Genomic DNA, 25,642 nt, shown 5'->3' on the forward strand with positions numbered 1-25,642 from the left:
AGGAGTTCTCCAGTGGAAGACGCGGTAGCGCCCAGTAAGGGGCCAGATCGAATTGCTTTCTATACGCTGCGCGGCGTTACACGCCTGTGCGATGGGGTGGGCGTGGCGCTGATGGCAGCCATTCTGCTGCTGATCGTGGCGGCCGTGATTGCCCGTGACCTGCTGGGGCTGGGGATGCCCTGGACCGAAGAGGTGGCGTCTATGCTGGCGATTTACGCGATTGGCTTCGGGTCGCTATCCGCCTGGGTACGCAGCGAGCATCTGGTGGTCGATTTGTTCAGCCATAAGCTTTCCGGGCTGGGTAAGAATATCCAGTACCGGCTCACTGCGCTGATCTCCTGCGGCTTTTTTGCACTGGCCGCCTGGGGGGCTTGGATCATGTCGGACATGAGCGCCAACAATAAAACTGTCTCGTTAAGTATCAGTTTCAGCTACCTCTATTACGGCATCTTTTTCAGCTTTGTGGGCATGGCGCTGATTGCCTTTTGGCAAACGTTGCGCGGCCCGGTGGCGTGGTTGGAAACGTCCCATGAAGAGGAGGTCTCTCAACCATGACCGAACTACTGATTTTCGTCGGTGGCTTGTTAGTTCTGATGGCCATTGGCTTGCCCGTGGTGGTCGCCATTGGCGTGACCTCCTTTATCGCCTTGGTAGCGACCGGTACCGGCGGGCTACCCGTCGAGTTACTCCCGCTGCGCATGGTGCAAACCCTCAATAACTTTACCCTGCTGGCGATTCCGCTGTTTATTCTGGCCGCCAACATCATGAATATTGGCTCCACCACCACGCGGATTTTTGATTTTGCGACTGCCTTAGTAGGTTTTACCAAGGGTGGCCTGGGTCACGCCAACGTGGTGGCCAGCTCCATTTTCGCCACGATGTCGGGCACCGCGGTGGCCGATGCTGCCGGGCTGGGTAGTATCGAAATCAAGGCGATGAAAGAGCGTGGCTACGAGTTGGGTTACTCAACCGGCATCACTGCCGCCTCTAGCGTCATCGGGCCAATTCTGCCGCCCAGTATCGCGCTCGTCGTTTATGGCTGGCTGGCCAATGTGAGTATTGGTGGGCTGTTTATGGCGGGGCTACTGCCGGGTATCTTGATGGCACTGCTGCTGATGGGAATGACCGTGCTGCTGTCTGCCAGCGGTAGGGTGGTGATGCCTAAACCCACGCCTTTTGACGCCTGCGAAGTTGTCCGCACCGGTAAACGCGCTATTTTGCCTTTGATGATGCCAGCGATTATCGTCGGCGGTATTTGGGGCGGTTTCTTCACGCCCACCGAAGCGGGCGCTATTGCCTCGCTCTACGCGATCATTCTAGGTGGACTGATCTACCGCGATTTGAATTGGAAGGATCTGTTTAACGCCTTCAGTCGCACGCTGATGTTCAGTGCAGTTATCCTGCTGATTATTGCGGTCTCCAGCTTTTATGGCTGGATACTGGTGCGCATGGGCATTCCTCAGGCGTTAGCGGGTCAGGTCGCCAGCATCGATATGCCGATGTTTGCGCTGCTACTCTGTTTTGCGCTGTTCTTCCTATTGATCGGTTGCTTTATGTCAGTGATCGAAAGCATCCTGATTTTTACCCCCATTGTGGTGCCCGCAGCGCTAAGCGCCGGATTAGACCCTGTTCACTTCGGTATCGTGATGGTGATCACGCTATCGGTGGGGGTCATTACGCCGCCATTTGGCACGGTGCTGTTTTTAATGGTGGGCATTACCCGGCTGCGTTATGGCCAAGTGGTGACCGCGATACTGCCGTTCTTGCTGCCGATCATTGCGACCATTTTGCTGTTGATCGCCGTGCCTGGATTGGCCACTTGGCTGCCAGATATCATGGGGTACTAATTCAGAAGGAGCCCGTATGAAAATGCCGCACAACGCGTTTAAGCAACTGCTACTGGCGGGCCAACCCCAAACGGGCATTTGGCTTGGCTTGACCAGTGCTTATACCGCTGAGATTGCCGCCACGGCGGGCTTCGACTGGCTGTTGATTGACGCAGAACATACGCCTAATGATCTCGCCAGCCTGCTTGCTCAGCTGCAGGCGCTGGCCCCCTATCAAAGCCACCCGGTGGTTCGCCCGCCCACCGGCGATGCGGTATTGATCAAGCGTTACCTGGATATTGGCGTGCAGAACCTGCTCATCCCCATGGTCGAGACCGCCGAGCAAGCGGCTGAGTTAGTGGCGGCTACGCGTTACCCACCCCAGGGTATTCGCGGCGTTGGTCATGTGCTGGCACGCGCCTCGCGTTGGGGGCAGGCAGAAGATTACCTCTCCCGCGCTGATGACGAAATCTGCCTCATGCTGCAGGTGGAGAGCCCCCAGGCGCTTGCTAACCTGGAGGCTATCGCTGCAGTAGACGGTGTCGATGGGGTGTTTATTGGCCCGGCGGATTTGTCGGCGTCTATGGGGCATCTCGGCAATGCCAACCACCCTGAAGTGACAGAAGCGATTAGTGACGCCATTAACAAGATACGCGCTGCGGGGAAGGCAGCGGGTATCGTCACGGTGGATGAGCAGGCAGCCCGCGGCTATCTCGCCGCGGGCTGTACCTTCGTTGGTGTCGGGATTGATACGCTGCTTTACGCCAATGCGCTGCGAGGTCTAGCGGAGCGGTTCAAGCACGAATGAACCAAATAGTGGTGAACCATGCTGGGGATTACTCCCCAGCAGCAGGCAAAATCCTTCCTGGGTTCATCAATCCTTTGGGGTCGAATAGCGCTTTAACGCCGCTGACCATCTCCCGCTCAATCGGCGATAGCCGCGCCAAATAAGGTGCTTGCTTGGTGCGGCCAATGCCATGTTCAGCGCTGATGCTGCCCTGGAAGTCATCCAGCACCTCAAAAAGACGCTCTTCAAGCTCGTGCAGATGGGCTTTCTTATCGCTATCCGCCATTGCCGTGGGCGGTAGGATATTGAAGTGCAGATTGCCGTCGCCCACATGGCCGTAGGCAATAATGTCGCACTCGGGGGACGCCGCCATCACCACCTCGCTTGCCCGGCTAACGAAGTCCGGAATCGCCGAAATGGGTACCGAGATATCGGTGCGCAGATGCTCGCCGCGCCGCCGTTGACCTTCCAGCATACTTTCACGGAACTGCCACAGCTGGGCGGACTGGGTGTCGCTAGAGGCTAGCGCACCATCCAGCACCAGCTCGCGCTCCATGCCGGTTTCCAGCAGCGCTTCCAGCAAGGCGGTAAGGTCCACGGGGCCTGTGGCGGCGACTTCCATCAGCACGTACCAGGGGTAGGCGCTATCCAGCGGATCGCGTAGCTCGGGCGTCGCTTCAATTGCCAGCTCGATGCAGCGGCGAGGAATCAGCTCAAAAGCCGTTAGCAGATCGCAGCACTCTCGGCGAGCCAAACCGTAAAGGTCAATGACTGCCTGAACGGAGGGCAGTCCCAGCAGCGCCGTCCGGTTTTGGGTTGGGCGCGGTGATAGTTTTAACACCGCGCCAGTGACGATACCCAAGGTACCTTCACTACCCAGAAACAGCTGTTGAAGGTCGTAGCCGCGATTGTCCTTATGCAGCGCACTTAGGCTCTCCCAGATACGCCCGTCGGGGAGCACTACTTCAAGGCCCAGCACCAGCTCGCGCATCATGCCGTAGCGCAACACGTTAAGCCCGCCCGCGTTGGTGGCGATATTGCCGCCAATCTGACAACTGCCTTGAGCCCCTAACGAGAGGGGAAAGTCACAATCATGATCAAAGGCGGCCAGCTTAACGTTTTCAAGGATACAGCCCGCGTCTACCGTGATAGTGAAGTTGACCGGATCAATGGCCCGCACATTGTTTAGGCGTTCCAAGCTGATCACCAGCTCCTGACCACTGGCGGCAGGCAAGGCGCCTGCCACCAGGCCGCTATGGCCGCCCTGAGGCGTCATCGCGATCCCTTGTTGATAGCAGCGCTTTGCAACCTCGGCGACTTCAGCGGTATTAGCTGGGCGAGCCACGGCCAACGGCATGCCCAGCGTATCGCCTGCCCAGTCGCTAACGTAGCGCGCCATGGCGTGCGGTTCGCGCAGTAAACCGCGCTCGCCGAGCAGGCTGGTTAACTCATTTAAAAAGGTGGTGGTGTCGGTCATTAACGCTCTTCCTGCCAGGCTGCGCCTTCGGGGAAGCGGTGCTGTGCTTGGGATTCTGCGTGCATGGCAATGCTGTAACCCGGCGCCTCAGGCACTTGGTAGCGGCCACGGTTGATGACTACCGGGTCGATAAAGTGCTCGTGAAGGTGGTCTACGTACTCCAGCACGCGGCCTTCAAGGCTACCGGATACCGCGATGTAGTCGAATAGCGAGATATGTTGGGTGTATTCGCAGAGCCCAACGCCGCCGCCATGAGGGCAAATCGGTACGCCGAATTTAGCGGCCATCAGCACCACCAGAATGACTTCGTTGAGCCCGCCCAGGCGCGCCGCATCGAGCTGACAGTAGTCGATGGCATCCGCCTGAAAGAACTGTTTGAACATTACCTTGTTGTGGCAGTGTTCGCCGGTGGCGACACCAATCGGCGCCACGCGGTGGCGGATCTCGGCGTGGCCGAGAATGTCGTCAGGGCTGGTGGGCTCTTCGATCCATAGCGGGTCAAACTCGGCCAGGCGGCGCATTTTGGTGATCGTCTCGTCGACTTCCCACACCTGGTTGGCGTCCATCATTAGCACGTTGTCCCAACCGATCTCATCGCGCAGCAGCGCTGCACGGCGGGCATCTTCTTCGATGTCGCCGCCAATTTTCTGTTTGAAGTGCGTCCAGCCTTCGGCCAGCGCTTCACGCGCCAGGCCGCGCACTTTCTCGTCGCTGTAACCCAGCCAGCCCGCTGATGTGGTGTAGCCGGGGTAGCCGTCACTGCGCATTTCTGCTTCCCGTGCCGCTTTGCCGGATGACTGGCGGCGTAGCAGGCAGATCGCTTCTTCTGGCGTTAATGCATCCGTCACAAATCGGAAGTCGAGACAGTGCACCAGCTGTTCGGGCGTCATATCCACCAGCAGTTTCCATACCGGCTTGCCTTCTTTCTTCGCCCACATATCCCACACGGCGTTGACGATGGCGGCGGTCGCCAAGTGAATCGCGCCTTTATCGGGCCCAATCCAGCGTAGCTGGCTGTCGCCGGTGATTTCCCGCCAGAAGGTGCCCATATTGTCGGTTATCGAGGAAAGTGTTTTCCCTTCAATCAGCGGCGCCAGCGACTGCAGTGCCGTGACGACAATCTCGTTACCGCGACCAATCGTGAAGGTCAGACCGTGCCCTTCGGGGCTGCCGTCATCGGTGTGTAGGATGACGTAGGCGGCGGAGTAGTCCGGCGCGGCATTCATGGCATCCGAGCCATCCAGCGAGCGCGAGGTGGGGAAGCGAATGTCTTGAATCTCGACGCGAGTAATCGTTGTCATTGTGCTCTCCTTGGCGTGGTGGGGGTGAAATTTAACGGCGCGCTAGGTGGCGCATCAGTTCGCGAATGCCGTAGGTCCAGGGCGGTAGCTGATCGCTTCTGCCTACCCGGTTGACCAGTGCGCCCAGCGCTGGGGTGGCAATGGTGACGCGATCACCCAGGTGATGGGTAAAGCCCTGGCCTTGGCCGTCGCGGTCCTGAATCGGCGAGAACATAGTGCCCAGGAACAGCATAAAACCGTCCGGGTATTGGTGGTGGGCGCCGATGGTTTGGCTAACCAAGTCCAACGGGTCGCGGCTGATCTCGCGCATATCGCTTTCGCCCTGGAGCAGGAAGTCGTCGTCTTCGCCCTCGATACGTAGCGATACCTGGCAGTTGCGCACGCTGTCGATATCGAAGTGATCGTCAAACAGGCGAATGAACGGGCCGAGTGAGCAGGAGGCGTTGTTATCTTTCGCCTTACCCAGCAACAAGGCGCTACGCCCCTCGACATCACGCAGGTTGACGTCGTTGCCCAGAGTGGCACCGCGAACTTTCCCACGGCTATCGACGGCCAGCACGATTTCGGGTTCAGGATTGTTCCATTGAGAAGAGGGGTGTAAGCCTACAGGCGTGCCAAAACCCACCGATGAGAGCGGCTGGGATTTGGTGAACACCTCCGCATCGGGGCCGATGCCGACTTCCATGTATTGTGACCACCCTCCGCGTGCCTGAAGCGCCTTTTTCAGCGACATCGCCTCTTCAGAACCCGGCACCATCTTGGAAAGATCTGTGCCGATCAGTGCTTGAAGATCCTCACGCAGTGCAACTGCCCGCGCCGGGTCGCCGCCCGCTTGCTCTTCGATCACTCGCTCCAAAAGGCTAACGGCAAAGGTGACGCCGCACGCTTTAACGGCCTGCACATCACAAGGCGCAAGCAGGTAGGGCGCTTGTGGCTGGGGTAGCTGAGAGTTTTCCAGCAGTGCCTCAACACTGCACAGATGGGGACCTTCCGCCTGCTGCACTACCGCTTGTAGGTCGTCGCGTTCCAGCAGGTCAGCCATGGTGGGGCCAAAGGCGGTAATGTCGATCACCTGGCCGTTGTTGACAGTGACTAGCGCGGGGCCGGGATGGCTGCCTTCCAGCCAAACGCGGCCAACCAGCAGCGCGTTACCCAGGTCGGCGGGAAGTGTATCCGTCGATGAAAGTGGCTTCATGTGCTTCTCCATTCGTTCTTAGAATTAGTTTTAATCGTTAGCAGTGGTAGGCGACTGGCGCTAAACAAGCCATCGCCTATCATGTTATAGATGTCGTGTTGTATGACAGGTATGCCAGTTCATGGCTTACTTTAGCGCACCGTTCCATTTCGGGTCGATAGTTAAATCTATCTGGATAAAGACGGTGGCGCTAAGCACAGCGCTCACCATAAAACAAAAAGTGTTAAGGAGAATTTCATGTTAGACGAGTGGAAAGGTAAGCGAGTATTGATCACCGGTGCCAGCCGTGGCATTGGCGCGGCGGTTGCGAAACAGCTGGGGGCATTAGGAGCCCACGTAGCGGTGCACTATCACAGCAGTGAAGCCCCCGCTGAAACAGTGGCTCAGGCGATTCGCGATGCGGGTGGGGACGCTTTTACCCTGAAAGCAGACGTCAGCCACACTCGCGAGACCCAAAAACTCGTCGACGATGCCGCCGAACGTCTGGGCGGTTTAGACCTGTTGATCAATAACGCTGGCGACATGCTGGGCCGTGTTGGTTTAGAGGAAATGGATGATGATCAATATGACCGGGTCATGGATCTCAATGTTCGCTCGGTTGTGATGGCCAGCCGCGCAGCGCTGCCGCATTTTCGCCGCGCAGGCGGCGGAAATATCATTCACACCACCTCGATTGCCGCACGCAATGGCGGCGGGGGTGGCGCTGGCCTGTACGCCTCAGCAAAAGGCTTTGTGAGTACGATCACGCGTAATATGGCCAAGGAACTGGCGGGAGATAATATTCGCGTTAATGCCGTTGCCCCTGGCACGATTGCTACCGATTTTCATGATCGTCACTCAAGCGAGGCGCATCTCAACGCAGCGCGGGCATCGATCCCCATGGGCCGGTTAGGCACGTCGGAAGAGTGTGTCGGGGCTTATGTTTTCCTCGGAACAGAAACGCTGAGTGGTTATGTCACCGGTCAGATCATCGAGGTCAACGGCGGGCAGCTAATGCCATGAATAGCTCTCCACGCTGTTATGAAATCGCGATCACCATGGGCGATCCTGCCGGTATCGGCCCCGAAATCATTTGCCGCGCCTTGAGTGCTATGTCCGCTGCTGAGCGCGCCACAACGATGGTCATCGGTGACCCAGCGATTTATCGCCGGGCAGCGGCAAGTATTGGCGCCGCGCTTGAATTCGTGCCACTAGAGCAGGCAGAAAGCGGTAAGGACCATGTAGCGGTTGGTATGGTCGAGATGCCAGAAGGTGCTGAGATTCCCGATGGCCAAATCAGCGCCGGGGCGGGGGATATGGCGTTTCGCTGCGTTCACAAAGCCGTGGAATTGGTGCAGTCGGGGCAGGCCCAGGTGATCGTCACCGCGCCGCTGAACAAGGCGGCGCTGCATGAAGCCGGGCACCACTATGATGGCCACACCGGGATGCTGGCGTCGCTGACCGGCGCGCCCTCATCGTTCATGCTGCTGGCATCTGAAACGCTCTCAACACTGCATGTTTCCACCCACGTTTCGCTGCGCGATGCGATCGATCGAGTCACCCCCGAACGCATCATTGCCACCGTTGAGGCGGGGCATGCGCACTTGCTAGCGTTGGGTATGAAGGCGCCGCGCATTGCCGTGGCAGGCCTTAACCCGCATTGCGGCGAAGGCGGTATTTTTGGCGATGAAGATAGCCGCTGTATCGCCCCAGCGGTGGAGCGCTTGCGCGAGCGTGGTTTTGATGTGAGCGGGCCTATCTCGGCAGATACGGTGTTTTACCGCGCCTCAAAAGGCGAGTTCGATTTGGTTATCGCCCAGTATCACGACCAGGGCCATATCCCCGTCAAACTGATTGCTTTTGATACTACGGTGAATGTCAGCCTCGGCTTACCGCTTCAGCGCACCTCGGTGGATCACGGCACCGCCTTTGATATTGCCTGGCAGGGCAAAGCCGATGCCACCAATATGGGGTCTGCGATTGCCTATGCCCGGCGGTTAGCCAGTGGCGCCAAAGCATGAGTAGCTGCCGATTGGCGATTATTGCCGACGATCTTTCGGGCGCGCTGGATACTGCCGCTCCGTTTGCCGCGCGGGGCGCAGATGCCCGCGTGGTGATCAGCCTGGAGGCATTAGCAACAACGCTTGAGGCGTGGCAAGGGCAGTGGCCAGCGGTTATCGCCGTGAATACCGAATCCCGTCATTTAAAGGCCGAGGAGTCGGCGCTTCGGGTAAGTGAAGCAGTGTGTTTACTCAGGCGAGTAGCGCCTCAGCAGTGGTTCAAGAAAGTCGATTCGACCCTGCGTGGCCAAGTAGTGGCTGAGTGTAAAGCGCTGCGAGAAGCGCTTGGTTTGCCCCTGCTGCTGGCGCCTGCGGTGCCCGCCCAGGGTAGGACCGTTCGCGACGCAGAAGTATGGGTGGATGGTCTGCCACTGGCAGAAACAGACTACCAGCAGGATGCCCGCTCAGCGCCGCTGGCAGGCCCCATCGATGTCGCTTTTGCCGCCGGTGGCTTGCCCCTGCAGCGCTATCGCCCGGGGCAGGCAACATCGCTCCCCAGCGAAGATTATATCGCTGATGCCGAGAGCGATGAGGAGCTTGCAGCAGTTTATAACCTTATGGATACCGACAGTCACCATGCCATGGCGGGTGCGGCGGGATTGGCAACGGCGATGGCTCAACGCTGCTTTGGAGCACCTGAGTCGCCGTGTCGAACGCTCCACAACGTCAATAAAGTGCTTTATGCCGTGGGGTCGAGAAGCGCTCGCGCTGCGGAGCAACTGATGCAGCTGCGCCAGCACTTCTCCCATTTGAGCGTTATTGAAGTGAGCGCTGATAAGTTCGCTACCCGTGCTTCAAATGCCTGCGTGGTGGTGCCAGAATCCGGCACCCAGCGTACGGCCGGTGAAGTGTCCGGGGCGATGGCCGCCCAGGTGGCGTCGATCACCTCGCACTGGCAGCAGGATGAGGAGAGCCTGCTGTTTTTAACCGGTGGAGATATCGCCATGGCCGTGCTGTCTCGGCTAGGCGTGAGCCATATTGGCGTTGAAGCCGAGTGTTCACCTGGCGTGGCGCTCGGCTATATCGATGGCGACCCCCGGCGCCGTGTGATGACCAAAGCGGGTGGCTTTGGCGATCCACAGCTGCTCGTGCGCTTACATGATCAGTTCAGTCTTCGCCTAAATCGTCATCGGCACGATGAAAATCCTGAGTGAGAAGGTTGCGCAATGGTAGGCGACCAACTAGGTTTGAAATGGGTGGTATGACACGTATACAGCTCTATGGTCGGTTACGTCGTATACCACTGCTCACCTAATAATTAACTACAGATCACAATAGCCAACAATAAATCCAATGGTTATGAGGAGTACACGATGAGCCACAAACGCCAACACTCGCTGAAAATGGCCCGCCTGCTAACGGCCACGCTAATCGCCGGGGGGCTATCAGTGACCGGCGCTGTGCATGCGCAGGAAGAACTCAACTTCGCTCACGTCTACGAGACATCCGAGCCCTACCACGAGTGGGCGCTTTGGGCAGCGGATGAAATCGAGGAACGCACTGACGGCCGTTATGCAATCAATGTGCATGCAGCGTCGTCGCTTGGTAAGGAATCGGATATCAACGAAGGTCTACAGCTGGGTACCGTCGATCTGATCTACACCGGCAACCAGTTTGCAGGGCGCTTCTATGGCCCGGTAGGCATTGCTGGCGCACCCTATATGTTCCGCGATTTTGAGCATTGGCAGGCTTACGCCGATAGCGATTTGTTCGATGAAATCGCCCAGGGCTACCAGGATGAAACTGGTAACGTACCGTTAGCCATGAATTACTACGGCCGCCGTCATGTAACGTCCAACGAACCGATCAATACGCCTGAAGACATGGAAGGCCTAAAAATACGTACGCCCAATGCCCCCATGTACATGATGTTCCCCGAAGCGGTGGGCGCTAACCCAACCCCTATCGCTTTCGCTGAAGTCTATTTGGCGCTCCAGCAGGGCGTCGTGGATGCCCAAGAGAATCCGCTGCCGACCATTCGCGCCAAAGCGTTTCATGAGGTACAGGACTACATCAACCTGACCGGACATATTACCGACTCGCTGATTACCATTGCCGGTGGCCCGCTGTGGAACCGTCTTTCCGAGGAAGACCGCGAGATTTTCCGTGAGGTCTACACCGAAGCGGGTCAGCGCATCACCCAGGACATTCTTCAATCCGAGGAAGAGCTGGTGGCTTGGTTCGAAGAGCAGGGTGTGACCGTCAATGAGGTGGATATCGAACCCTTCCGCGAAGCTACGATTCCGGCCCATAACGGTGAAGCGGCGACATGGGATCAGGAAACCTACGATCGTCTTCAGGCGATCGGCCAGTAATGCCGTGAGGCCTGGTTTTTCCAGAAGCCATACGTTTCCGGGATCGTTTTTTTCGTAGACCAAGACTCGCCCCGCCCAAGCCTTGGGTGGGGCGAAGCGGGAGCCTTCCATGAGCCAAACTGAGCCCACTGACGAGACCAGCCTCGCAGGTCTCGACGATGATTCCTTCAACATCCATGACTATGCCCTGGAGGATTTCCTGACGCTTGGGATCTTCTGGCTGCTGGCACTGGATGTCTTTATGCAGTTTTTCAGCCGCTATGTGCTGGGTAATTCCATCGCCTGGACGGAGGAGATGGCGCGCTATCTATTGGTCATGGTGGGCTTTATGGGTAGCACCATGGCGGTGCGAAAAGGGTCGCATATCGCTGTGGAATTTTTCTATCGCTACATGCCGGGGTGGCTGGGTCGCGTAATGTCGACACTGGTAGACCTGATCAATATTGCTTTCTTCGCCAGCATGGCCTGGATCACCTTCAAACTGGCTAATCGCACCAGTGCCATGATGGCCTCGGTGGACATCCCTAAAAGCTGGCTTTACTACCTAGTGATGGTGGGCTTTATCCTCATGCTGGTGAGAGGGGTGCAGGTGGCTATTCGTCACTGGCGCTCGGGCACCAGTGAACTGCTCAATACCCAATAACAATACGCCAACACGCTACTCTCTCGGAGATCACCCCAATGCCCAACATTCTGGCTGTGAGGCGCGGCGGTGCGATAGTGCCGCCATTGGTTGCGGCTGTCGCGATACTCGGCTGTATCGCCCTGGCCGCCACTCAGCACTATTTACTGTTCCTGTTTGCGGCGCTCTTCACTCTGCTGGTGATGGGGGTGCCGATCGCTATTAGTCTTGCTGGCTCGTGCCTGCTGTATGTGCTGCTGACCGGCAGAGTGCCCGATGTGGTGGTGATGCACCGCATGATCAACGGCGTCGACAGCTTTCCCCTGTTGGCGATTCCGTTTTTTATACTCGCCGGTAATCTGATGAATAACGGCGGCATTACCGTGCGGATATTTGATTTTGCCAAGGCGTTGATGGGCTGGATGCGGGGCGGCCTGGGTCACGTCAATGTAGGCGCCAGCATCGTCTTTTCCGGCATGTCCGGCGCCGCAGTCGCCGATGCTGGGGGGCTGGGTACCATTGAAATCAAGGCCATGAAAGATGCCGGTTACGACGAGGGGTTCTCGGTGGGGATCACCGCGGCGTCTTCGACCATCGGCCCGATTATTCCGCCGAGTCTGCCAATGGTTATCTATGGCGTAATGGCTTCAGTGTCGGTCGGCCAGCTGTTCGTCGCCGGTCTGGTGCCGGGCCTGTTGATGGGGCTGGTGCTCATGGCCATGATCACGATTATCTCTCGGCGCCGCGGTTATACCCGCGATGCGGTGTTCTCACTTCCGGTGCTTGGTCATACGTTCAAGCGTGCCTTTTTATCATTATTAACGCCGGTCATCATCGTCGGCGGCATCATGACGGGGGCCTTCACGCCTACCGAAGCGGCGATTGCTGCGGTGGTCTACGCCTTGGTGCTGGGGGGCGTGGTTTATCGTAACCTGACCTGGCGCCGCTTGCTCAAGGTGAGCATGGAAACGATCGAAACCACTGCCGTGATCCTGTTGATCGTCGCTGGTGCCTCGATATTTGCCTGGATATTGACCAGCAACCAGGTCACTCAGCATGTGGTTACTCTGCTTGGTCCATTTGCCGACAATCCCATCGCCACGCTGATCATTATCAACTTGGTGCTGATCGTAGTGGGCTGCTTTATGGAGACCATTGCGGCGATCACCATCCTGGTGCCGGTACTGTTGCCGGTGGCCGTTACCGCCGGTGTCGATCCGGTGCACTTCGGCGTAATCATGGTGCTCAACCTGATGATCGGCTTGTTAACGCCGCCGGTCGGTATGGTGCTGTATGTACTGTCGCGAGTGTCCGGCATCTCTTTTGAAAAGTGCATGCGTGGCACGCTGCCGTTCCTGGTGCCGCTGGTCATCGCCTTGCTGTTAGTGACCTTTATTCCGGCCATCTCGCTGTGGCTACCGACGCTAATTTACCGTTAAGCATTACCGGGGCTGACCACTGGTCAGCCAATAGCCCGACTGAAGCCAGGAGCTATTGATTAATGAGAGATACATCGTCAAATTTTCGCGTCGCTCGTGAAGACCTTGCCCGCTTCATGCAAGCCGCTCTGAAGGCGGCAGGTGCTGATCAGGCATCGGCGAACGCGGTCACTCACGCGCTGATTACCGCCTCACGTATGGGAACCGACAGCCATGGCCTGCGTCTGCTGCCTCACTATCTGCAGGTGCTCAAGGGCGGGCGGATCAACGGCGCACCCGACATGCAGTTCCACCAGCGCTTGGCAGCGACCGGTTTTCTGGACGCTGACGACGGGTTAGGGCACCTCGCGGGGTATACCGCCATGGAGCATGCCATGGCAATGGCAGAAAAGGTGGGCATGGGTGCCGTCGCGGTGGGTAACTCATCGCACTTTGGGGCAGCGGGGTGCTATGCGTTGGCAGCGGCCGAGCGCGGTTATCTCGGCATGGCGTTCTGCAATTCAGACCCTTTTGTGCTGCTGCATGAGGGCGCCAAGCCGTTCCATGGCACCAACCCAATCGCCTTTGCAGCACCGGTGGCGGGCGAGTCGCCTTACCTGCTGGATATGGCGACTAGCTCGGTGCCCTGGAATCGCGTGCAGCAGTTCGATGCGATTGGCCGTGAACTGCCGGATCAAGTCGCGGCGGATGCTGCCGGGCAGGTAAGTCGCGTTCCTAGTGAAGTGGCGGCACTGTTGCCGCTGGGCGGCAGCGGCTTCGGCTTCAAGGGTGCGGGGCTGGGTGGCATGGTGGAGGTTCTGAGTTCAATGCTGTCGGGTATGCAGCACGGCTTTCGGCTGCTGCCGATGGGCGGGCCTGATATGTCGACACCGCGCGGCGTCGGCCACTTTTTTCTGGTCATGCAACCGGATGCCTTCGTGGATGCTGGCACCTTTGCCAGCGGAATGGCCGAGTATTTGGCCGACCTGCGTGCCCAGCCTGCTGCACCCAACGCCCAGGTGATGGCGCCTGGGGATCGAGAATGGCGCTGCCAGGCCCTGCGCGACGCCGAAGGCATTCCGCTCGATTCTGCCAATCAAATAGCCTATGCCGAGATCGCCGAGCAGTACCAAATAACGCCGCTCTCTCAGCTGGTTTGAAGGATAATGACGAGAAATGCAGTAAAATGGCGACGAATTCCAGGTTAACCAAGGGTGACTGCCTATGAGCAGATACCGGATCGAGCGTAAAACGCTGTCCGAACAGGTCGCTGAACAGCTCGAGGCGGAGATTCTCGAAGGGCGGCTAAGTGAAAATGATCAATTGCCGTCAGAACGGGAATTGATGGAGCAGTTTGGCGTTGGCAGGCCTGCTGTGCGCGAGGCGCTTTTCCACCTGCAGCAGCTTGGGCTTATCGCCATTAATAGCGGCACGCGCGCTAGGGTGATTCGTCCCACTGCCGAGGCGGTGATGGCGAGGCTTTCCGGCGTTACCCGGCAACTGCTTTCCAAGCCCGATGGCCAGCAGTATTTTCAGGAAGCGCGGGCCATGTTTGAAATCTCGTTGGCGCGCTACGCGGCCCGCCACGCCAGCGAGGAGGACCTTGCTAGGCTTCATGCTGCGTTGGCGGATAATCGCGATGCGATTGGCGACGAGGCTCGCTTCAAACGCTCTGATAACGACTTCCATGGCGTGTTGGCCAGTATTGGCCGTAACCCCATTTTCGATGCCATCCACGTGGCGCTTTCCGAGTGGCTGGATGATCGCCGTGCGCTGGTGTTGCAGCAAAAAGATGAGGATAAAGCCGCGACCGCCGCCCACACCGAAATCATTGCTGCCATTGAGTCCCGCGACCCGGACGCGGCCGAGGCGGCCATGCAGCGCCACCTTGATCGCCATTACGGCACTTATATGCAACTAAAAAAGCGCCTCTCGGACGCTTCTTAATGCTTGATAAGCCATATAAATAGTCCTGCCGCCTTTTTTATTCGGCGGCAGGGATGCCATCACTCAGTCATTGTCGATTCAGCAATCTCTTGGAATTCAGCTACGAGATCTTCGCCAATACGCGGTGCCCACTCTTCGTAAACAGGCTGCACGGCTTCCTGGAAAGCGGCAATCTGTTCGTCATTAAGACGGGTAATTTGCATGCCACGTTCTTCAAGCTGCTCGCGCGCCCAGTCGTCGTACTCGCTGGAAAGTTGGATTTCGTAATCGGCAGCCTGCAGCGCGGCTTCCTGAACCAGTTCCTGATATTCAGGGTCGAGTTCGTCCCAAGTACGCTGAGAGATCATTTTAATGAAGGGCGTGTAGACGTGGCGGGTTTCGGAGCCATAATCCTGCACTTCATGGAAATTGGACGTCAGAATGGTGCTCCAGGGGTTTTCCTGGCCATCCACTACGCCCTGCTCCATGGCAGAGAACAGTTCACCAAAAGCCATGGGGGTGGGGTTGGCGCCCAGCGCTTCCCAAATGGCTAAGTGCACCGGGTTTTCCATAGTACGAATTGATAAGCCGCGAACATCTAGACCCGCCACATCTTCTGGCGAAGTGACTTCCCGGGCGCTATTGGAGAGCTGGCGGAAACCATTTTCAGAGAACGCCAGCGCTTTCAAGCCGGTGCCATCGAACGCGTCGAGCATCTCCTGGGCAGCATCGCTGCGCATGGCCTTAACGGCCGCTTCACGGGTGGGCAGCAAGAACGGTAGGTCGAAAACCGCCAGTTCTTCCACATAGCCCGTGGCGGGAGAAGATGAAGGATAGGTCATATCCAGCGTGCCGGTCTGCAGCATTTCCATCATCTGCACGTCATCGCCAAGCTGGCTATTAGGGAAAATATTGACGGTAATCCGCCCTTCACTGCGCTCGTCAAGAATATCCGCAAAGTACTGGCTGGAAATATACTGTGGCGAACTTTCAGCCAACCCAAGCCCCATGCGTAATGTGACGCTACCGTGGTCACCTACGGTGTCACCCTCAATCTCCGGCGGGTCGGATAAATCGGGTGTTTGCGCGTAAACCATGCCTGAGCTGAGCAGCGTAGCGCCGGTCACTAACAGAGTGCGCTTCCAAAGATGATGCATAATCGTCATTCTCCTGGCGTGCTGTAGGCCGCTTTACTAAGGGAGTCTTCTAAGCGAGCTACAGCGTGGTGGCTGTTGTTGTTGTCTGGCAGCGGCGCTGGCTTTAAGGCGTCAGCACCGCAATCCTTAGGTGAATGTGTAACGTTTTTCGTATATGTTCAACATATACTTTTGTATGTATCGACGTCGCAGTAAAGAAAGCGTACCTTCGTGGCAATCTTTCTTTTGTTTATAAGAACGGTTTGTAAAAACCGTTCTTACGACCGTTCTTACAACCTTTACTTTAGGCGTGGAGTGTCCCCATGGCCAATTTTCAACGCATAACGCCTGAGCAGCTGCGTTCACGCTACTGGTTCGATAACCCTGATCACCCCGGTACGACGGCGCTGTGCATTGAGCGCTATCTCAATTACGGCATCACGCTGGATGAGTTGACCAGCGGTAAACCGATTATTGGTATTTGCCAGTCAGGCTCGGATTTAACCCCGTGTAACCGCCACCATATTGATTTGGTCAAGCGGGTTAAAGACGGTATCCGCGCCGCAGGCGGCGTGCCGTTTGAGTTCCCCATGCACCCGATTCATGAGAATGTTCGGCGGCCCACTGCGGCGCTGGACCGTAACCTCGCCTATTTGGGCATCGTCGAAGTGCTGCACGGCTACCCGTTAGACGGCGTGGTATTGACCACCGGCTGCGATAAAACCACTCCAGCGGCCCTTATGGCAGCGGCAACGGTGAATATTCCAGCCATTGTGCTTTCCGGCGGGCCGATGCTCAACGGCTGGCGCGGGGCCGAGCGGGTGGGTTCCGGCACGATTATCTGGGAGTTACGCAAGCGCTTGGCAGCGGGTGATATCGACTACGCAGAGTTCCTTTCCCGCGCCAGCGATTCGGCACCTTCCATTGGCCACTGCAATACCATGGGCACCGCCTCCACCATGAACTCCATGGCGGAAGTGCTGGGCATGAGCCTGCCGGGCTCGGCGGTGATTCCCGCGCCTTATAAAGAGCGCGCGATGGTCGCCTACGACACCGGTACGCGGATCGTCGATATGGTATGGGAGGATCTGCGCCCGCTGGATATCCTGACACGCGAAGCATTCGAGAACGCTATTGTGGCGTGTTCCGCACTGGGCGGCTCTTCAAACGCACCGGTACACATCAATGCAATTGCCCGCCATGCGGGTATTGAGATTAATAATGATGACTGGCAGCGCCTGGGTCATGAAATCCCGTTGCTGGCCAATGTTATGCCTGCTGGCGCTTTCCTATGCGAAGAGTTCTATCGCGCTGGCGGCGTTCCCGCGATTCTCCACGAGTTACAAACGGCGGGTAAGCTGCACAGCGATGCGCTGACGGTGAATGGCCGCTCGATAGGCGATAACCTACAGGGTCGCGAAACCCAGGATATCGACGTGATTTGCCGTTATAACGATCCACTGGTGAATCATGCAGGCTTCCTCAATCTCAAGGGCAATCTGTTCGACTCGGCGTTGATGAAAACCAGCGTGATCTCCCGAGATTTCCGCGAGCGCTTCCTGAATGATCCCAACGACCCGGAAGCCTTTGAAGGCAAGGTGGTGGTATTTGACGGCTCGGAGGATTACCACGCCCGCATTGATGACCCGGCGCTGAACATTGATGCTCGTACCATTCTGGTGATGCGCGGTGCAGGCCCGGTTGGCCACCCCGGCGGTGCCGAGGTCGTCAATATGCAGCCGCCAGAGGCGCTGATCAAACAGGGCATCGAATCGCTACCGTGCCTGGGCGATGGTCGTCAGTCGGGAACCTCTGGTTCGCCGTCGATTCTTAATGCCTCCCCAGAAGCTGCTACGGGTGGTGGGTTGGCGCTGCTTGAGAGCGGCGACCGGCTGCGGGTTGATCTCAAGCGTGGTGAGGTACAGCTTTTGATTGAAGCCAGTGAGCTGGAAGCTCGCCGCGAGCGCTTAGCTCAGCAGGGTGGCTACCGCTACCCCGGCCACCAGACTCCTTGGCAGGAAATCCAACGCAGTATGGTCGAGCCGCTGGATCGCGGGATGACCCTGGAACCCGCCACCAAGTATCGCGATGTCGCGCGTCGGCATCCGCCTAGAGACAATCACTAAAGGAATAGTTACCACACATGAGTCGTTGGAGTACCTTTTCGCATCGTCAGCAGGGGCTGCTGTTGACCGGCGGCGGCGCGATAATCATGGCGCCGGATGCCTTGCTGATCAAGGTAGCTGACCTACCCGATGCGGAAATACTGATGTGGCGCGGTTTTCTCTCCGGGCTGGGTTTTCTGCTGATTGCCTTGGCGCGCTATGGCCGAGGCACGCTGGCAGCCTACCGTCGCTGTGGTTGGACCGGCATCGCCGTGGCGCTGCTATTCAGCCTGACCACCTGTGGTTTCGTGCTGGGCAACCAGTACACCAAGGCAGGCAACGTGCTGATGATATTGGCCAGTTCGCCGATTATCGCCGCCGTTCTCTCCTGGATTATTCTCAAGGAGCGTCTGCCCAGGCGTACTTGGCTGGCGATTTGTCTCTGCATGGTCGGTATTGCGATGATCGCGCTGGATGATGCGGGCGCAGGCTCGTGGGTGGGGAACGCGTTTGCCTTGATGGCAGCGACCACCCTGGCGATTAATTTCACGCTTTGCCGCACGCGACCGGGCGTCGATATGAGTCCGATGCTGGTATTTAACGGACTTGTCGTCGGTAGCGTTGCGGGAATTTTTTGGCTGACAGGGAGCGAATCAATCACACTGCCTAGTAGCAACCAGCTCGCCGTCGTGATCCTGCTATGTCTGATTATCGTGCCCTGCGGGGTGACGCTGCTGCAGCGCGGGCCGCTCTATCTACCCTCTGCGGAAGTTGGCCTACTGCTATTGCTTGAAGTGGTGGTGGGGACGCTATTAGCCTGGTGGATTATAGGTGAACAACCCGCGCCGATCGCTATGGTCGGTGGCGTTCTAGTTCTGGGCACACTGAGTGCGAAGGGCCTTTATGAACGGCGGCTTGAACTAAGAATGCGCGCTGGATTTGAACCCGCTTCACCGATAACAGTAGATCGGTCAAGTACGTTATGATGGGCAGGAATCGAAATAGGGTCTTAACGTAGTGACGTCATCTCTCAGCAAGCCAGCTGCTCGCCCCAGTATCGCCGAATACCTCGCCGAGGAGATCTTCGGCGGGCGCTATCACCCCGGCGACCTTGTGCCGCGTGAAATGGATCTATGCGAACGCTTTGCGATCAATCGCTCGGCGGTGCGCAGCGACCTGCGCCAACTGGTGGAGGCGGGCATTATCGAGCGTATCTCTGGGCACGGCTCCAAAGTGCGCGAGTATTCAGAGTGGCATATTCTCGACGCTCAGGTGACCGACTGGCTGACCCGCTACGCCGCCCCCAATCCGGAAATACAGCGCGAAATCCTCGCCTTTCGTTTGGATGTAGAACCCTATGTGGCGATGACCGCCGCCAAGCGCGCCAAGGCGCGGGATCTGGTTGCCATCGAAGAAGCCTTTGAAGGGTTAGGGCAGAACCTGCGCAACGCTACCTGCGAAGAGGAGCGGCGGCTGCATAGCGAGTGCGATGTTGCCTTCCATGAGGCGATCTTCAAAGCGACCCACAATATTGTCTGGGCGCAGCTATCGCATATCCTGCGGCCCTCTATCTTTATGCTGGTATCCATGTCCAACGAGAATGCCGTTGACCCCGATGAAAGCCTGGAGCGTCATCGTCAGCTGATGGAGAGCATTCGCCTGCGCCGCCCCCGCGAAGCATTTTTAGCGGCTCAGGCTGTATTGGCGGGCACCGCCGCTGCGTTGGGCTTAGAGCACAGCGCCAGCTCACTGGGCCGCAGTGTCGAGTTGCCTCATAACACGCATTGACCCCTGACCCCTCTTAGCCACTTTCAGTTAAGCGATTTTGGGTTCGTTTCTTCCTTTAAAGCGATTCTTCCTTTAAAACGATTTTTCCCTTAAAACAAAGGCAAGCGTATGTCTGACTTCAGCTCTGGCTTTAAGCTCGGCCTGGTGGGCGTGGGCAAGATTGTTCGCGACCAACACCTACCGGCAATCGCCGCTACTCCAAACTGCCACCTTGTTGCCACGGCAGACCCCCACGCCTCACTGCCGGATCTACCCGCTTATCAAGGCCTGGAGGCGATGCTTGACGCACATCCTGACGTTACCGCCGTCGCCATTTGTACACCAACGCACCTGCGCTATTCACAGGCGCGAGCAGCGTTGATGCGCGGTAAACATGTACTGCTGGAAAAACCGCCAGGGGCGACGTTAAGTGAAGTAGAGGACTTAATTGCCTGCGCTAAGCAACAAGGCGTCAGCCTGTTCGCAGCTTGGCATTCGCGCTTTGCGCCCGGCGTAGCGCACGCACAGCAGTGGTTAGCCGACCGTCAGGTGCAGCGGGTTGAGATCGAGTGGAAGGAGGATGTGCGGGTGTGGCATCCGGGTCAGGCATGGATCTGGCAGCCTGGTGGCATGGGCGTGTTTGATCCCGGTATTAACGCGCTGTCGATTGCGACCGAAATCCTACCTCAACCGTTTTTTCTGCAACAAGCGCGGCTGCTAGTGCCGAGCAATGCGCAAACGCCGATTGCGGCGGAGCTCTCCTTTACAGACCCTGAAGGCGCAGCCATTGCGGCAGCCTTTGACTTTCGTCAGAGCGGTCCGCCCACCTGGGATATGCATGTCGAGAGTAGTGATGGCAGTCGCTTGAGTCTTACCCAAGGCGGCTGCTGCTTGATGATTGACGGCGAGCTCGTGGTGGAAGCCGAAGAGCGCGAGTACCAAGGCCTCTACGCACGTTTTGCTGAGCTAATCACAAGCAGGCGCAGCGAGGTGGATGTTGCCCCGCTGCGCCAAGTCGCCGATGCGTTTCTATACGGTCATCGAGAAACCACCGACGCCTTCATTGAGTAACGTCTTGAGTGACGCTGGTTTATTCACGCTTACCATCGACCAAGCGTGATACGCCAGCCGGGTTACCATCACGAATCGCCTCAGGCAGCAGGCCTTCCGGCAGCGCCTGGTAGCACACCGGGCGCAGGAAGCGGAAGATCGCCGCGCTGCCCACCGAGGTGGTGCGTGAATCTGACGTCGCCGGATAAGGGCCGCCGTGTACCATGGCGTGGCATACTTCTACGCCCGTCGGCCAGCCGTTGGCCAGAATGCGTCCCGCCTTGCGCTCTAGCGTCGGCAGCAGTTGCTTGGCAGTCGCCAAGTCACCGTCATCCATCTGCAGCGTAATGGTGAGCTGGCCTTCCAGCTGAGCCGCCACACGGGCCACTTCCTGAGCATCGGCACAGGCGATGACCAGCGATGTGGAGCCGAACACCTCTTCTTGTAACGCCGGGTCACTCAGGAACGCCTCCGCCTGGGTAACGAATAGGCCCGCTTGGCAGGGGTGCGCTGTCTCACCGGCCTGACCACGCGCCACCTCGGTGACCTTGTCATGGCTGTCGAGCCGACTAACGCCCTGCTGATAAGCATCATGAATACCCGGCGTCAGCATGGTTTGGCCTGCACTACCCTTAACAGCTTCACCGGCCGCCGCAACAAAGGCATCCAGCTCAGGGCCTTCCACCGCAATGACCAGCCCAGGGTTGGTGCAGAACTGCCCAGCGCCCATGTTGAGCGAGCCGACAAACCCTTCGGCAATCGCTTTACCGCGCGCCTTGAGCGCTTCCGGCAGCAGAAACACCGGGTTGATCGAACTCATTTCAGCGTAGACCGGGATCGGCTGTGGCCGCGCTTGGGCGGTGGCCATCAATGCCGTGCCACCGCTGCGTGAACCGGTAAAGCCAACGGCTTGAATACGCGGGTCAGCGACCAGTGCCTGACCGATCTCGCGGCCCGAGCCAAACAGCAGCGAGAAAACGCCCTCAGGGAGTTCGCATTTGGCCACGGCGCGCTGAATGGCGCGGCCTACCAGCTCGGAAGTGCCGGGGTGGGCAGAGTGACCTTTGACCACGACCGGGCAGCCAGCCGCCAGCGCAGAGGCGGTATCGCCACCGGCCACACTGAAGGCGAGCGGGAAGTTGCTGGCGCCAAACACCGCCACCGGGCCTAGCCCTATATGGCGCTGACGCAAGTCGGCGCGGGGCAGCGGCTCACGGGCGGGCATGGCCGGATCGATACGCACATCCAGCCACTCTCCGGCGCGTACTACCGAGGCGAACAGACGAAGCTGGCCACAGGTACGGCCACGTTCGCCTTCTATACGCGGGCGGGGCAGGCCGGTTTCGGCCATGGCGCGCTCAACCAGCTCATCACCGATCCCTTCGATTTCAGCGGCAATCGTCTCAAGAAACGTTGCCCGCGCCTCTAGGCCGGTTTCGCGATAGCTATCAAATGCTGCCTCGGCTAATGCACAGGCCTGTTCGACTTCGGCTTTGCTGCCGCCGGGGTAGGCGGGGCTTAGCGTTTCACCGGTGGCTGGATTAACGGCTTGAATGTCAGCCTGTTGGCCGCTAACGGCCTGCTGACCAATCAGTAGTTTGCCTTCCAAATTCATATAACCTCCTGCTGGTGCTAAAAAATGGTATTAAAGCGGTTGTGTTAAAAAGACTGTGTTACAAAGACTGAGTTAAAGCGATTGAACGGTCACCGCCGGTGCGTCTGCCTCTACCTGAAGCGGATTGCGCAGAGCCCGGCCAAACTCGTTAATATGGATCTCAAAGCGGTCGCCTTCGCGTACGTTGATGTTGTCAGCAAAGCTTAGCGTAGCAGTGCCGAAAAAATGTACGTGGATATCGCCAGGGCGCCGGAAACCTGGGTACTTAAAGTGATGGTATTCAAGGTTGGCCAGGCTGTGAGCCATGTTGGCCTCGCCGGTCAAAAAAGGCTTTTCCCATACGGACTCGCCGTTGCGTTGAATCGAGCTAGAGCCTTCTAAATGGGCTGGCAGCTCGCCAATCAATAGCTCGGGCCCAAAGCTGCAGGCGCGTAGCTTGGAGTGAGCCAGCCATAAATAATTGAAGCGCTCGGTGACATGGTCAGAAAACTCGTTGCCCAGCGCGTACCCGACTCTCCAGGGTAGACCGTCCTTGCCAATAACGTAAAGGCCGGCCAGTTCGGGTTCCTCGCCTGCATCCTGAGCGAACGCTGGCGACGGGATCGCTGCTTCCGGTGCTACCACACACTGGCCATCACCTTTGTAGAACCACTCCGGTTGCGCGCCGATCTCGCCCGCGTTGGGTTTGCCGCCTTCCACTCCTAGCTTAAACATACGCATGGAGTCGGTTAGGTCTTCTTCCGCGGCTTGGGCTTTTGCGTGCATTGCCGAGCGGGTGTCGGCACTGCCCAGGTGGGTGAGGCCAGTGCCGGTCACCAAACAGTGCGCTGGATCGGAATGGGTCAATGGCGGCAGCAGGTGCTTATCGTCTACTAACGCTTGGTAATCCAAACGCGTGTCGGTCAGCGCGGCGGTCACTGAGTCACTAAGTGACTGACCCGCGTTAATAGCTCGATTGGCGAGCGTATAGGTGTCGCAGTCGAGCAGCCTAACTTGCTGTTCACTCTCTACCAGCGCGGCGCGAACCTGGCCTTGGTAGTCACACTGAATCAGTCGCATAGTGATCTCCTTATGAAACCTATTGTAGTCGTTATCAAAGCGGCCAGATGGCGAGTTGCGGCCACATCAATAGCGCCGCGAGTACACACAGCTGAATAGCCATAAAGGGCAGTACGGATAGGTAAATATCCTTCAGGCTGATATCCGGGGGTGCCACGCTTTTAAGGTAGAAAGCGGCGGGCCCGAAGGGCGGTGACAAGAACGACACCTGCATATTGACGGCGAACAGAATGCCAAACCAGATCGGGTCGAAACCGAGCTGAATAACGATGGGGAGAAAGATTGGCAGGGCCAGCATGGCAATCCCGATCCAATCGAGGAATAGCCCTAGCACCAGCATAATCGCCATCATTACCAGGATAATCACAATCGGCGCTACATCAAGCCCCAGAATCAAGCTTGAGACAAAGCGGTTGCCCCCCATCAGGTTATAGACCCCCACCAGAGCGGCGGCACCGATGCCGATCCAGATGATCATGCCGCAGGTATTCATGGTTTGGCCGAGGCTGTGATGCAGCATGCCTGGGGTGAATTCGCCGCGAATAATGGTGGCAAGCAATACGCCGAAGACGCCCATGGCCGCTGCTTCGGTGACCGAGGCGACCCCGCCGTAGATAGTGCCTAGCACCAAAAAGGCAATCAGCCCAGGCAGCAAAATGGCTTTCGCCGCATCCAGCTTGGTGGCGAAGGGGTTATCTTGAGCATTTTTATCCAACGGCGGCCCTAGGGCTGGATTTTTTAAGCAGCGCACCAGTACATAGGCAATATAAGAGCCCATCAGAATCACCGCTGGCGTCACGGCCGCGGCGAACAGGTCGGCAATCGATACGCTGGCGATCAGGCCGTAGATAATCAGTACGATTGAGGGCGGCATCATGGTGCCCAGGGCGCCACCGGCACACACTACCCCGATGGAGAGATGCTTGTCATAGCCGAGACGCAGCATTTGCGGCAACGCCAAAATACCTAGCAGTACGATTTCACCGCCGATAATGCCCGAGAGTGCAGCCAGGAAAAACGCCACGACGATGGTTTGCACAGCAACGCCGCCCGGCAAGCGGCCAGCGAAAACGCGCATGGCGTTGAACAGATCTTTAGCGATGCCGGATCGATCCAGCAGCGATGCCATCAACACGAACATGGGCACCGCTACCAGCGAATACTCGGTGATAAAACCATAGACGCGGCTGGTAACTAGCGGCAGCGCCGCTTCGCCGAACCAGCCGAAGGTGAACGCCATCGCCACCAAGCCGGTAATGAACGCCAGCGGCAGACCGGTGATCAGCAGCGCGAAAATTGCCCCTACCATGAGGATCGTTGCGGTTGAGATATCCATCAGCGAGGCTCCTCAGTGGTGTCGGGCTTCGCCTTAAGCGATTGCCACAGGTGCAGGGTGGCCTGGAGGGTCATCAATGCCAGGGCAAATAGAATCATGCCCTTCACCATGGCGGGAAAGGGCGGATTCCAAGAGGTGCCAGAACGCTCCAGCGACCATTCGCCAAGCGGGTTATGCGACGCTCCCCAGAACATATGAAAAGCGGCGTAGCTCATTGACAGGCAGAAAATCAGGGTGAGCAGGTCGTTGAAGCGGTCCATCCAGCATTTCAAGCGTGGCCCGGCGCTGTCGTAGAGCACTTTGACGCGGATATGACTATTGCGCGCCATGGCCGCTGGTCCGCCCAGCACAAAGATGACGGCGATTAGAAACACCACGGTTTCGTGCACCCACGAGGTCGGGTTGTTAAAGCCGTAACGCATAAAGACTTCGACGACGCTGATACCCATTGCCACCAGCACCAACCAGGAAACAGCGTGGCCGCCACGTGCGATCAATCGATCAAGCGCATTACGTTCAGGAGATGCCTTCTCCACCGCTTCGAGGATCCCGGGGAGATCCTGTGTGTCCGGCGAAGAAGATTGATTGTCAGGCGTTTTTTGAGACATGGCGCGACTCTACGCGCATCGCTCGGGATGTTTCCCGAGCGATGCGTTGGTTAGGTTAAT

Annotated in this window: 23 protein-coding genes; 15 read left to right on the top strand and 8 right to left on the bottom strand. The window is 57.8% G+C overall.

All coding sequences use genetic code 11. The features are described from left to right. Positions 1–12: 12 nt before the first annotated feature. Genes HZS80_RS18600 through hpaI form a run of 3 tightly spaced genes read left to right on the top strand, consistent with a single transcriptional unit; the run spans position 13 to position 2,634 of the window. Entirely contained in the window at positions 13–555 is a 543-nt protein-coding gene (locus HZS80_RS18600) for a TRAP transporter small permease (protein ID WP_035561340.1), read from the top strand. Further along, the gene (locus HZS80_RS18605; protein ID WP_179916913.1) at positions 552–1,847 is read left to right on the top strand and encodes a TRAP transporter large permease; all 1,296 of its coding nucleotides are present in this window, start codon (positions 552–554) and stop codon (positions 1,845–1,847) included. Before HZS80_RS18600 ends, HZS80_RS18605 begins: the two co-directional genes overlap by 4 nt. 16 nt (positions 1,848–1,863) lie before the next feature. Further along, positions 1,864–2,634, top strand: coding sequence for a 4-hydroxy-2-oxoheptanedioate aldolase (gene hpaI, locus HZS80_RS18610; protein WP_179916914.1), 771 nt, complete (start codon positions 1,864–1,866; stop codon positions 2,632–2,634). A gap of 28 nt (positions 2,635–2,662) precedes the next feature. Here hpaI and HZS80_RS18615 read toward each other — a convergent pair whose 3' ends face one another. The 3 genes from HZS80_RS18615 to HZS80_RS18625 are packed head-to-tail and all read right to left on the bottom strand — an operon-like array spanning position 2,663 to position 6,586. After that, positions 2,663–4,090, bottom strand: a complete 1,428-nt coding sequence (locus HZS80_RS18615) for an FAD-binding oxidoreductase (RefSeq protein ID WP_035561351.1) — start codon at positions 4,088–4,090, stop codon at positions 2,663–2,665. After that, a complete protein-coding gene (locus HZS80_RS18620; RefSeq protein WP_035561354.1) occupies positions 4,090–5,391 on the bottom strand; it encodes an L-fuconate dehydratase in 1,302 nt (433 codons plus the stop codon). The genes HZS80_RS18615 and HZS80_RS18620 overlap by 1 nt, the downstream gene beginning before the upstream one ends. A gap of 31 nt (positions 5,392–5,422) precedes the next feature. Further along, positions 5,423–6,586 carry a fumarylacetoacetate hydrolase family protein gene (locus tag HZS80_RS18625; protein WP_035561357.1) on the bottom strand — a complete coding sequence of 388 codons (1,164 nt, stop codon included), beginning with the start codon at positions 6,584–6,586 and terminating at the stop codon, positions 5,423–5,425. A gap of 237 nt (positions 6,587–6,823) precedes the next feature. Here HZS80_RS18625 and HZS80_RS18630 point away from each other — a divergent pair, with 237 nt between their 5' ends. The 8 genes from HZS80_RS18630 to nanR all read left to right on the top strand — a co-directional run bounded on the left by HZS80_RS18630 (position 6,824) and on the right by nanR (position 14,927). Beyond that, entirely contained in the window at positions 6,824–7,588 is a 765-nt protein-coding gene (locus HZS80_RS18630) for an SDR family NAD(P)-dependent oxidoreductase (RefSeq protein ID WP_179916915.1), read from the top strand. Next, entirely contained in the window at positions 7,585–8,586 is a 1,002-nt protein-coding gene (pdxA, locus tag HZS80_RS18635; RefSeq protein WP_179916916.1) for a 4-hydroxythreonine-4-phosphate dehydrogenase PdxA, read from the top strand. The genes HZS80_RS18630 and pdxA overlap by 4 nt, the downstream gene beginning before the upstream one ends. Beyond that, positions 8,583–9,779 carry a four-carbon acid sugar kinase family protein gene (locus HZS80_RS18640; protein WP_179916917.1) on the top strand — a complete coding sequence of 399 codons (1,197 nt, stop codon included), beginning with the start codon at positions 8,583–8,585 and terminating at the stop codon, positions 9,777–9,779. The genes pdxA and HZS80_RS18640 overlap by 4 nt, the downstream gene beginning before the upstream one ends. Positions 9,780–9,938: 159 nt before the next feature. Then, a complete protein-coding gene (locus HZS80_RS18645; protein WP_035561368.1) occupies positions 9,939–10,940 on the top strand; it encodes a sialic acid TRAP transporter substrate-binding protein SiaP in 1,002 nt (333 codons plus the stop codon). A gap of 109 nt (positions 10,941–11,049) precedes the next feature. After that, positions 11,050–11,583 (top strand): TRAP transporter small permease, encoded by a 534-nt coding sequence (locus tag HZS80_RS18650; RefSeq protein WP_035561371.1) that lies wholly within the window; start codon positions 11,050–11,052, stop codon positions 11,581–11,583. Positions 11,584–11,621: 38 nt separating this feature from the next. Beyond that, positions 11,622–13,001: a TRAP transporter large permease gene (locus HZS80_RS18655; protein ID WP_035561374.1), complete on the top strand. Its 1,380-nt coding sequence runs from the start codon at positions 11,622–11,624 to the stop codon at positions 12,999–13,001. Between the two features lie 62 nt (positions 13,002–13,063). Continuing rightward, positions 13,064–14,140, top strand: a complete 1,077-nt coding sequence (locus tag HZS80_RS18660; protein ID WP_179916918.1) for an Ldh family oxidoreductase — start codon at positions 13,064–13,066, stop codon at positions 14,138–14,140. A 64-nt stretch (positions 14,141–14,204) separates the two neighbouring features. Beyond that, positions 14,205–14,927, top strand: a complete 723-nt coding sequence (nanR, locus tag HZS80_RS18665; protein ID WP_035561380.1) for a transcriptional regulator NanR — start codon at positions 14,205–14,207, stop codon at positions 14,925–14,927. Positions 14,928–14,986: 59 nt separating this feature from the next. Here nanR and HZS80_RS18670 read toward each other — a convergent pair whose 3' ends face one another. Next, positions 14,987–16,063, bottom strand: coding sequence for a TRAP transporter substrate-binding protein (locus HZS80_RS18670; protein ID WP_179916919.1), 1,077 nt, complete (start codon positions 16,061–16,063; stop codon positions 14,987–14,989). Positions 16,064–16,365: 302 nt separating this feature from the next. Here HZS80_RS18670 and HZS80_RS18675 point away from each other — a divergent pair, with 302 nt between their 5' ends. From HZS80_RS18675 to HZS80_RS18690, 4 genes are all read left to right on the top strand, one after another. Beyond that, the gene (locus HZS80_RS18675) at positions 16,366–18,168 is read left to right on the top strand and encodes an IlvD/Edd family dehydratase (protein WP_179916920.1); all 1,803 of its coding nucleotides are present in this window, start codon (positions 16,366–16,368) and stop codon (positions 18,166–18,168) included. Positions 18,169–18,185: 17 nt separating this feature from the next. Beyond that, on the top strand, positions 18,186–19,133 hold the full coding sequence (locus tag HZS80_RS18680; RefSeq protein WP_179916921.1) for a DMT family transporter: 948 nt from the start codon (positions 18,186–18,188) through the stop codon (positions 19,131–19,133). Between the two features lie 31 nt (positions 19,134–19,164). After that, positions 19,165–19,935 carry a FadR/GntR family transcriptional regulator gene (locus HZS80_RS18685; protein ID WP_008959424.1) on the top strand — a complete coding sequence of 257 codons (771 nt, stop codon included), beginning with the start codon at positions 19,165–19,167 and terminating at the stop codon, positions 19,933–19,935. A gap of 108 nt (positions 19,936–20,043) precedes the next feature. Then, a complete protein-coding gene (locus HZS80_RS18690; protein ID WP_179916922.1) occupies positions 20,044–20,985 on the top strand; it encodes a Gfo/Idh/MocA family protein in 942 nt (313 codons plus the stop codon). Between the two features lie 19 nt (positions 20,986–21,004). On the opposite strand, the gene HZS80_RS18695 is transcribed toward HZS80_RS18690, so the two are convergent. The 4 genes from HZS80_RS18695 to HZS80_RS18710 all read right to left on the bottom strand — a co-directional run bounded on the left by HZS80_RS18695 (position 21,005) and on the right by HZS80_RS18710 (position 25,582). Then, positions 21,005–22,579 carry an aldehyde dehydrogenase (NADP(+)) gene (locus HZS80_RS18695; RefSeq protein WP_179916923.1) on the bottom strand — a complete coding sequence of 525 codons (1,575 nt, stop codon included), beginning with the start codon at positions 22,577–22,579 and terminating at the stop codon, positions 21,005–21,007. Positions 22,580–22,651: 72 nt separating this feature from the next. Beyond that, a complete protein-coding gene (gene araD1, locus HZS80_RS18700) occupies positions 22,652–23,638 on the bottom strand; it encodes an AraD1 family protein (protein ID WP_179916924.1) in 987 nt (328 codons plus the stop codon). A 34-nt stretch (positions 23,639–23,672) separates the two neighbouring features. Further along, positions 23,673–24,974: a TRAP transporter large permease gene (locus HZS80_RS18705; protein WP_179916925.1), complete on the bottom strand. Its 1,302-nt coding sequence runs from the start codon at positions 24,972–24,974 to the stop codon at positions 23,673–23,675. Further along, positions 24,974–25,582, bottom strand: a complete 609-nt coding sequence (locus tag HZS80_RS18710; RefSeq protein ID WP_179916926.1) for a TRAP transporter small permease subunit — start codon at positions 25,580–25,582, stop codon at positions 24,974–24,976. Before HZS80_RS18710 ends, HZS80_RS18705 begins: the two co-directional genes overlap by 1 nt. Between the last annotated feature and the right edge of the window lie 60 nt (positions 25,583–25,642).

The sequence above is a fragment of the Vreelandella glaciei genome (assembly GCF_013415125.1).
Lineage (GTDB): Bacteria > Pseudomonadota > Gammaproteobacteria > Pseudomonadales > Halomonadaceae > Vreelandella > Vreelandella glaciei.

What these genes read in the sequence shown, in the direction of transcription:
- HZS80_RS18605 (WP_179916913.1), top strand. Translation starts at nt 552, where the DNA reads ATGACCGAACTACTGATTTTCGTCGGTGGCTTGTTAGTTCTGATGGCC.
- hpaI (WP_179916914.1), top strand. Translation starts at nt 1,864, where the DNA reads ATGAAAATGCCGCACAACGCGTTTAAGCAACTGCTACTGGCGGGCCAA.
- HZS80_RS18615 (WP_035561351.1), bottom strand. Translation starts at nt 4,090, where the DNA reads ATGACCGACACCACCACCTTTTTAAATGAGTTAACCAGCCTGCTCGGC.
- HZS80_RS18620 (WP_035561354.1), bottom strand. Translation starts at nt 5,391, where the DNA reads ATGACAACGATTACTCGCGTCGAGATTCAAGACATTCGCTTCCCCACC.
- HZS80_RS18625 (WP_035561357.1), bottom strand. Translation starts at nt 6,586, where the DNA reads ATGAAGCCACTTTCATCGACGGATACACTTCCCGCCGACCTGGGTAAC.
- HZS80_RS18630 (WP_179916915.1), top strand. Translation starts at nt 6,824, where the DNA reads ATGTTAGACGAGTGGAAAGGTAAGCGAGTATTGATCACCGGTGCCAGC.
- pdxA (WP_179916916.1), top strand. Translation starts at nt 7,585, where the DNA reads ATGAATAGCTCTCCACGCTGTTATGAAATCGCGATCACCATGGGCGAT.
- HZS80_RS18640 (WP_179916917.1), top strand. Translation starts at nt 8,583, where the DNA reads ATGAGTAGCTGCCGATTGGCGATTATTGCCGACGATCTTTCGGGCGCG.
- HZS80_RS18645 (WP_035561368.1), top strand. Translation starts at nt 9,939, where the DNA reads ATGAGCCACAAACGCCAACACTCGCTGAAAATGGCCCGCCTGCTAACG.
- HZS80_RS18650 (WP_035561371.1), top strand. Translation starts at nt 11,050, where the DNA reads ATGAGCCAAACTGAGCCCACTGACGAGACCAGCCTCGCAGGTCTCGAC.
- HZS80_RS18655 (WP_035561374.1), top strand. Translation starts at nt 11,622, where the DNA reads ATGCCCAACATTCTGGCTGTGAGGCGCGGCGGTGCGATAGTGCCGCCA.
- HZS80_RS18660 (WP_179916918.1), top strand. Translation starts at nt 13,064, where the DNA reads ATGAGAGATACATCGTCAAATTTTCGCGTCGCTCGTGAAGACCTTGCC.
- nanR (WP_035561380.1), top strand. Translation starts at nt 14,205, where the DNA reads ATGAGCAGATACCGGATCGAGCGTAAAACGCTGTCCGAACAGGTCGCT.
- HZS80_RS18670 (WP_179916919.1), bottom strand. Translation starts at nt 16,063, where the DNA reads ATGCATCATCTTTGGAAGCGCACTCTGTTAGTGACCGGCGCTACGCTG.
- HZS80_RS18675 (WP_179916920.1), top strand. Translation starts at nt 16,366, where the DNA reads ATGGCCAATTTTCAACGCATAACGCCTGAGCAGCTGCGTTCACGCTAC.
- HZS80_RS18680 (WP_179916921.1), top strand. Translation starts at nt 18,186, where the DNA reads ATGAGTCGTTGGAGTACCTTTTCGCATCGTCAGCAGGGGCTGCTGTTG.
- HZS80_RS18690 (WP_179916922.1), top strand. Translation starts at nt 20,044, where the DNA reads ATGTCTGACTTCAGCTCTGGCTTTAAGCTCGGCCTGGTGGGCGTGGGC.
- HZS80_RS18695 (WP_179916923.1), bottom strand. Translation starts at nt 22,579, where the DNA reads ATGAATTTGGAAGGCAAACTACTGATTGGTCAGCAGGCCGTTAGCGGC.
- araD1 (WP_179916924.1), bottom strand. Translation starts at nt 23,638, where the DNA reads ATGCGACTGATTCAGTGTGACTACCAAGGCCAGGTTCGCGCCGCGCTG.
- HZS80_RS18705 (WP_179916925.1), bottom strand. Translation starts at nt 24,974, where the DNA reads ATGGATATCTCAACCGCAACGATCCTCATGGTAGGGGCAATTTTCGCG.
- HZS80_RS18710 (WP_179916926.1), bottom strand. Translation starts at nt 25,582, where the DNA reads ATGTCTCAAAAAACGCCTGACAATCAATCTTCTTCGCCGGACACACAG.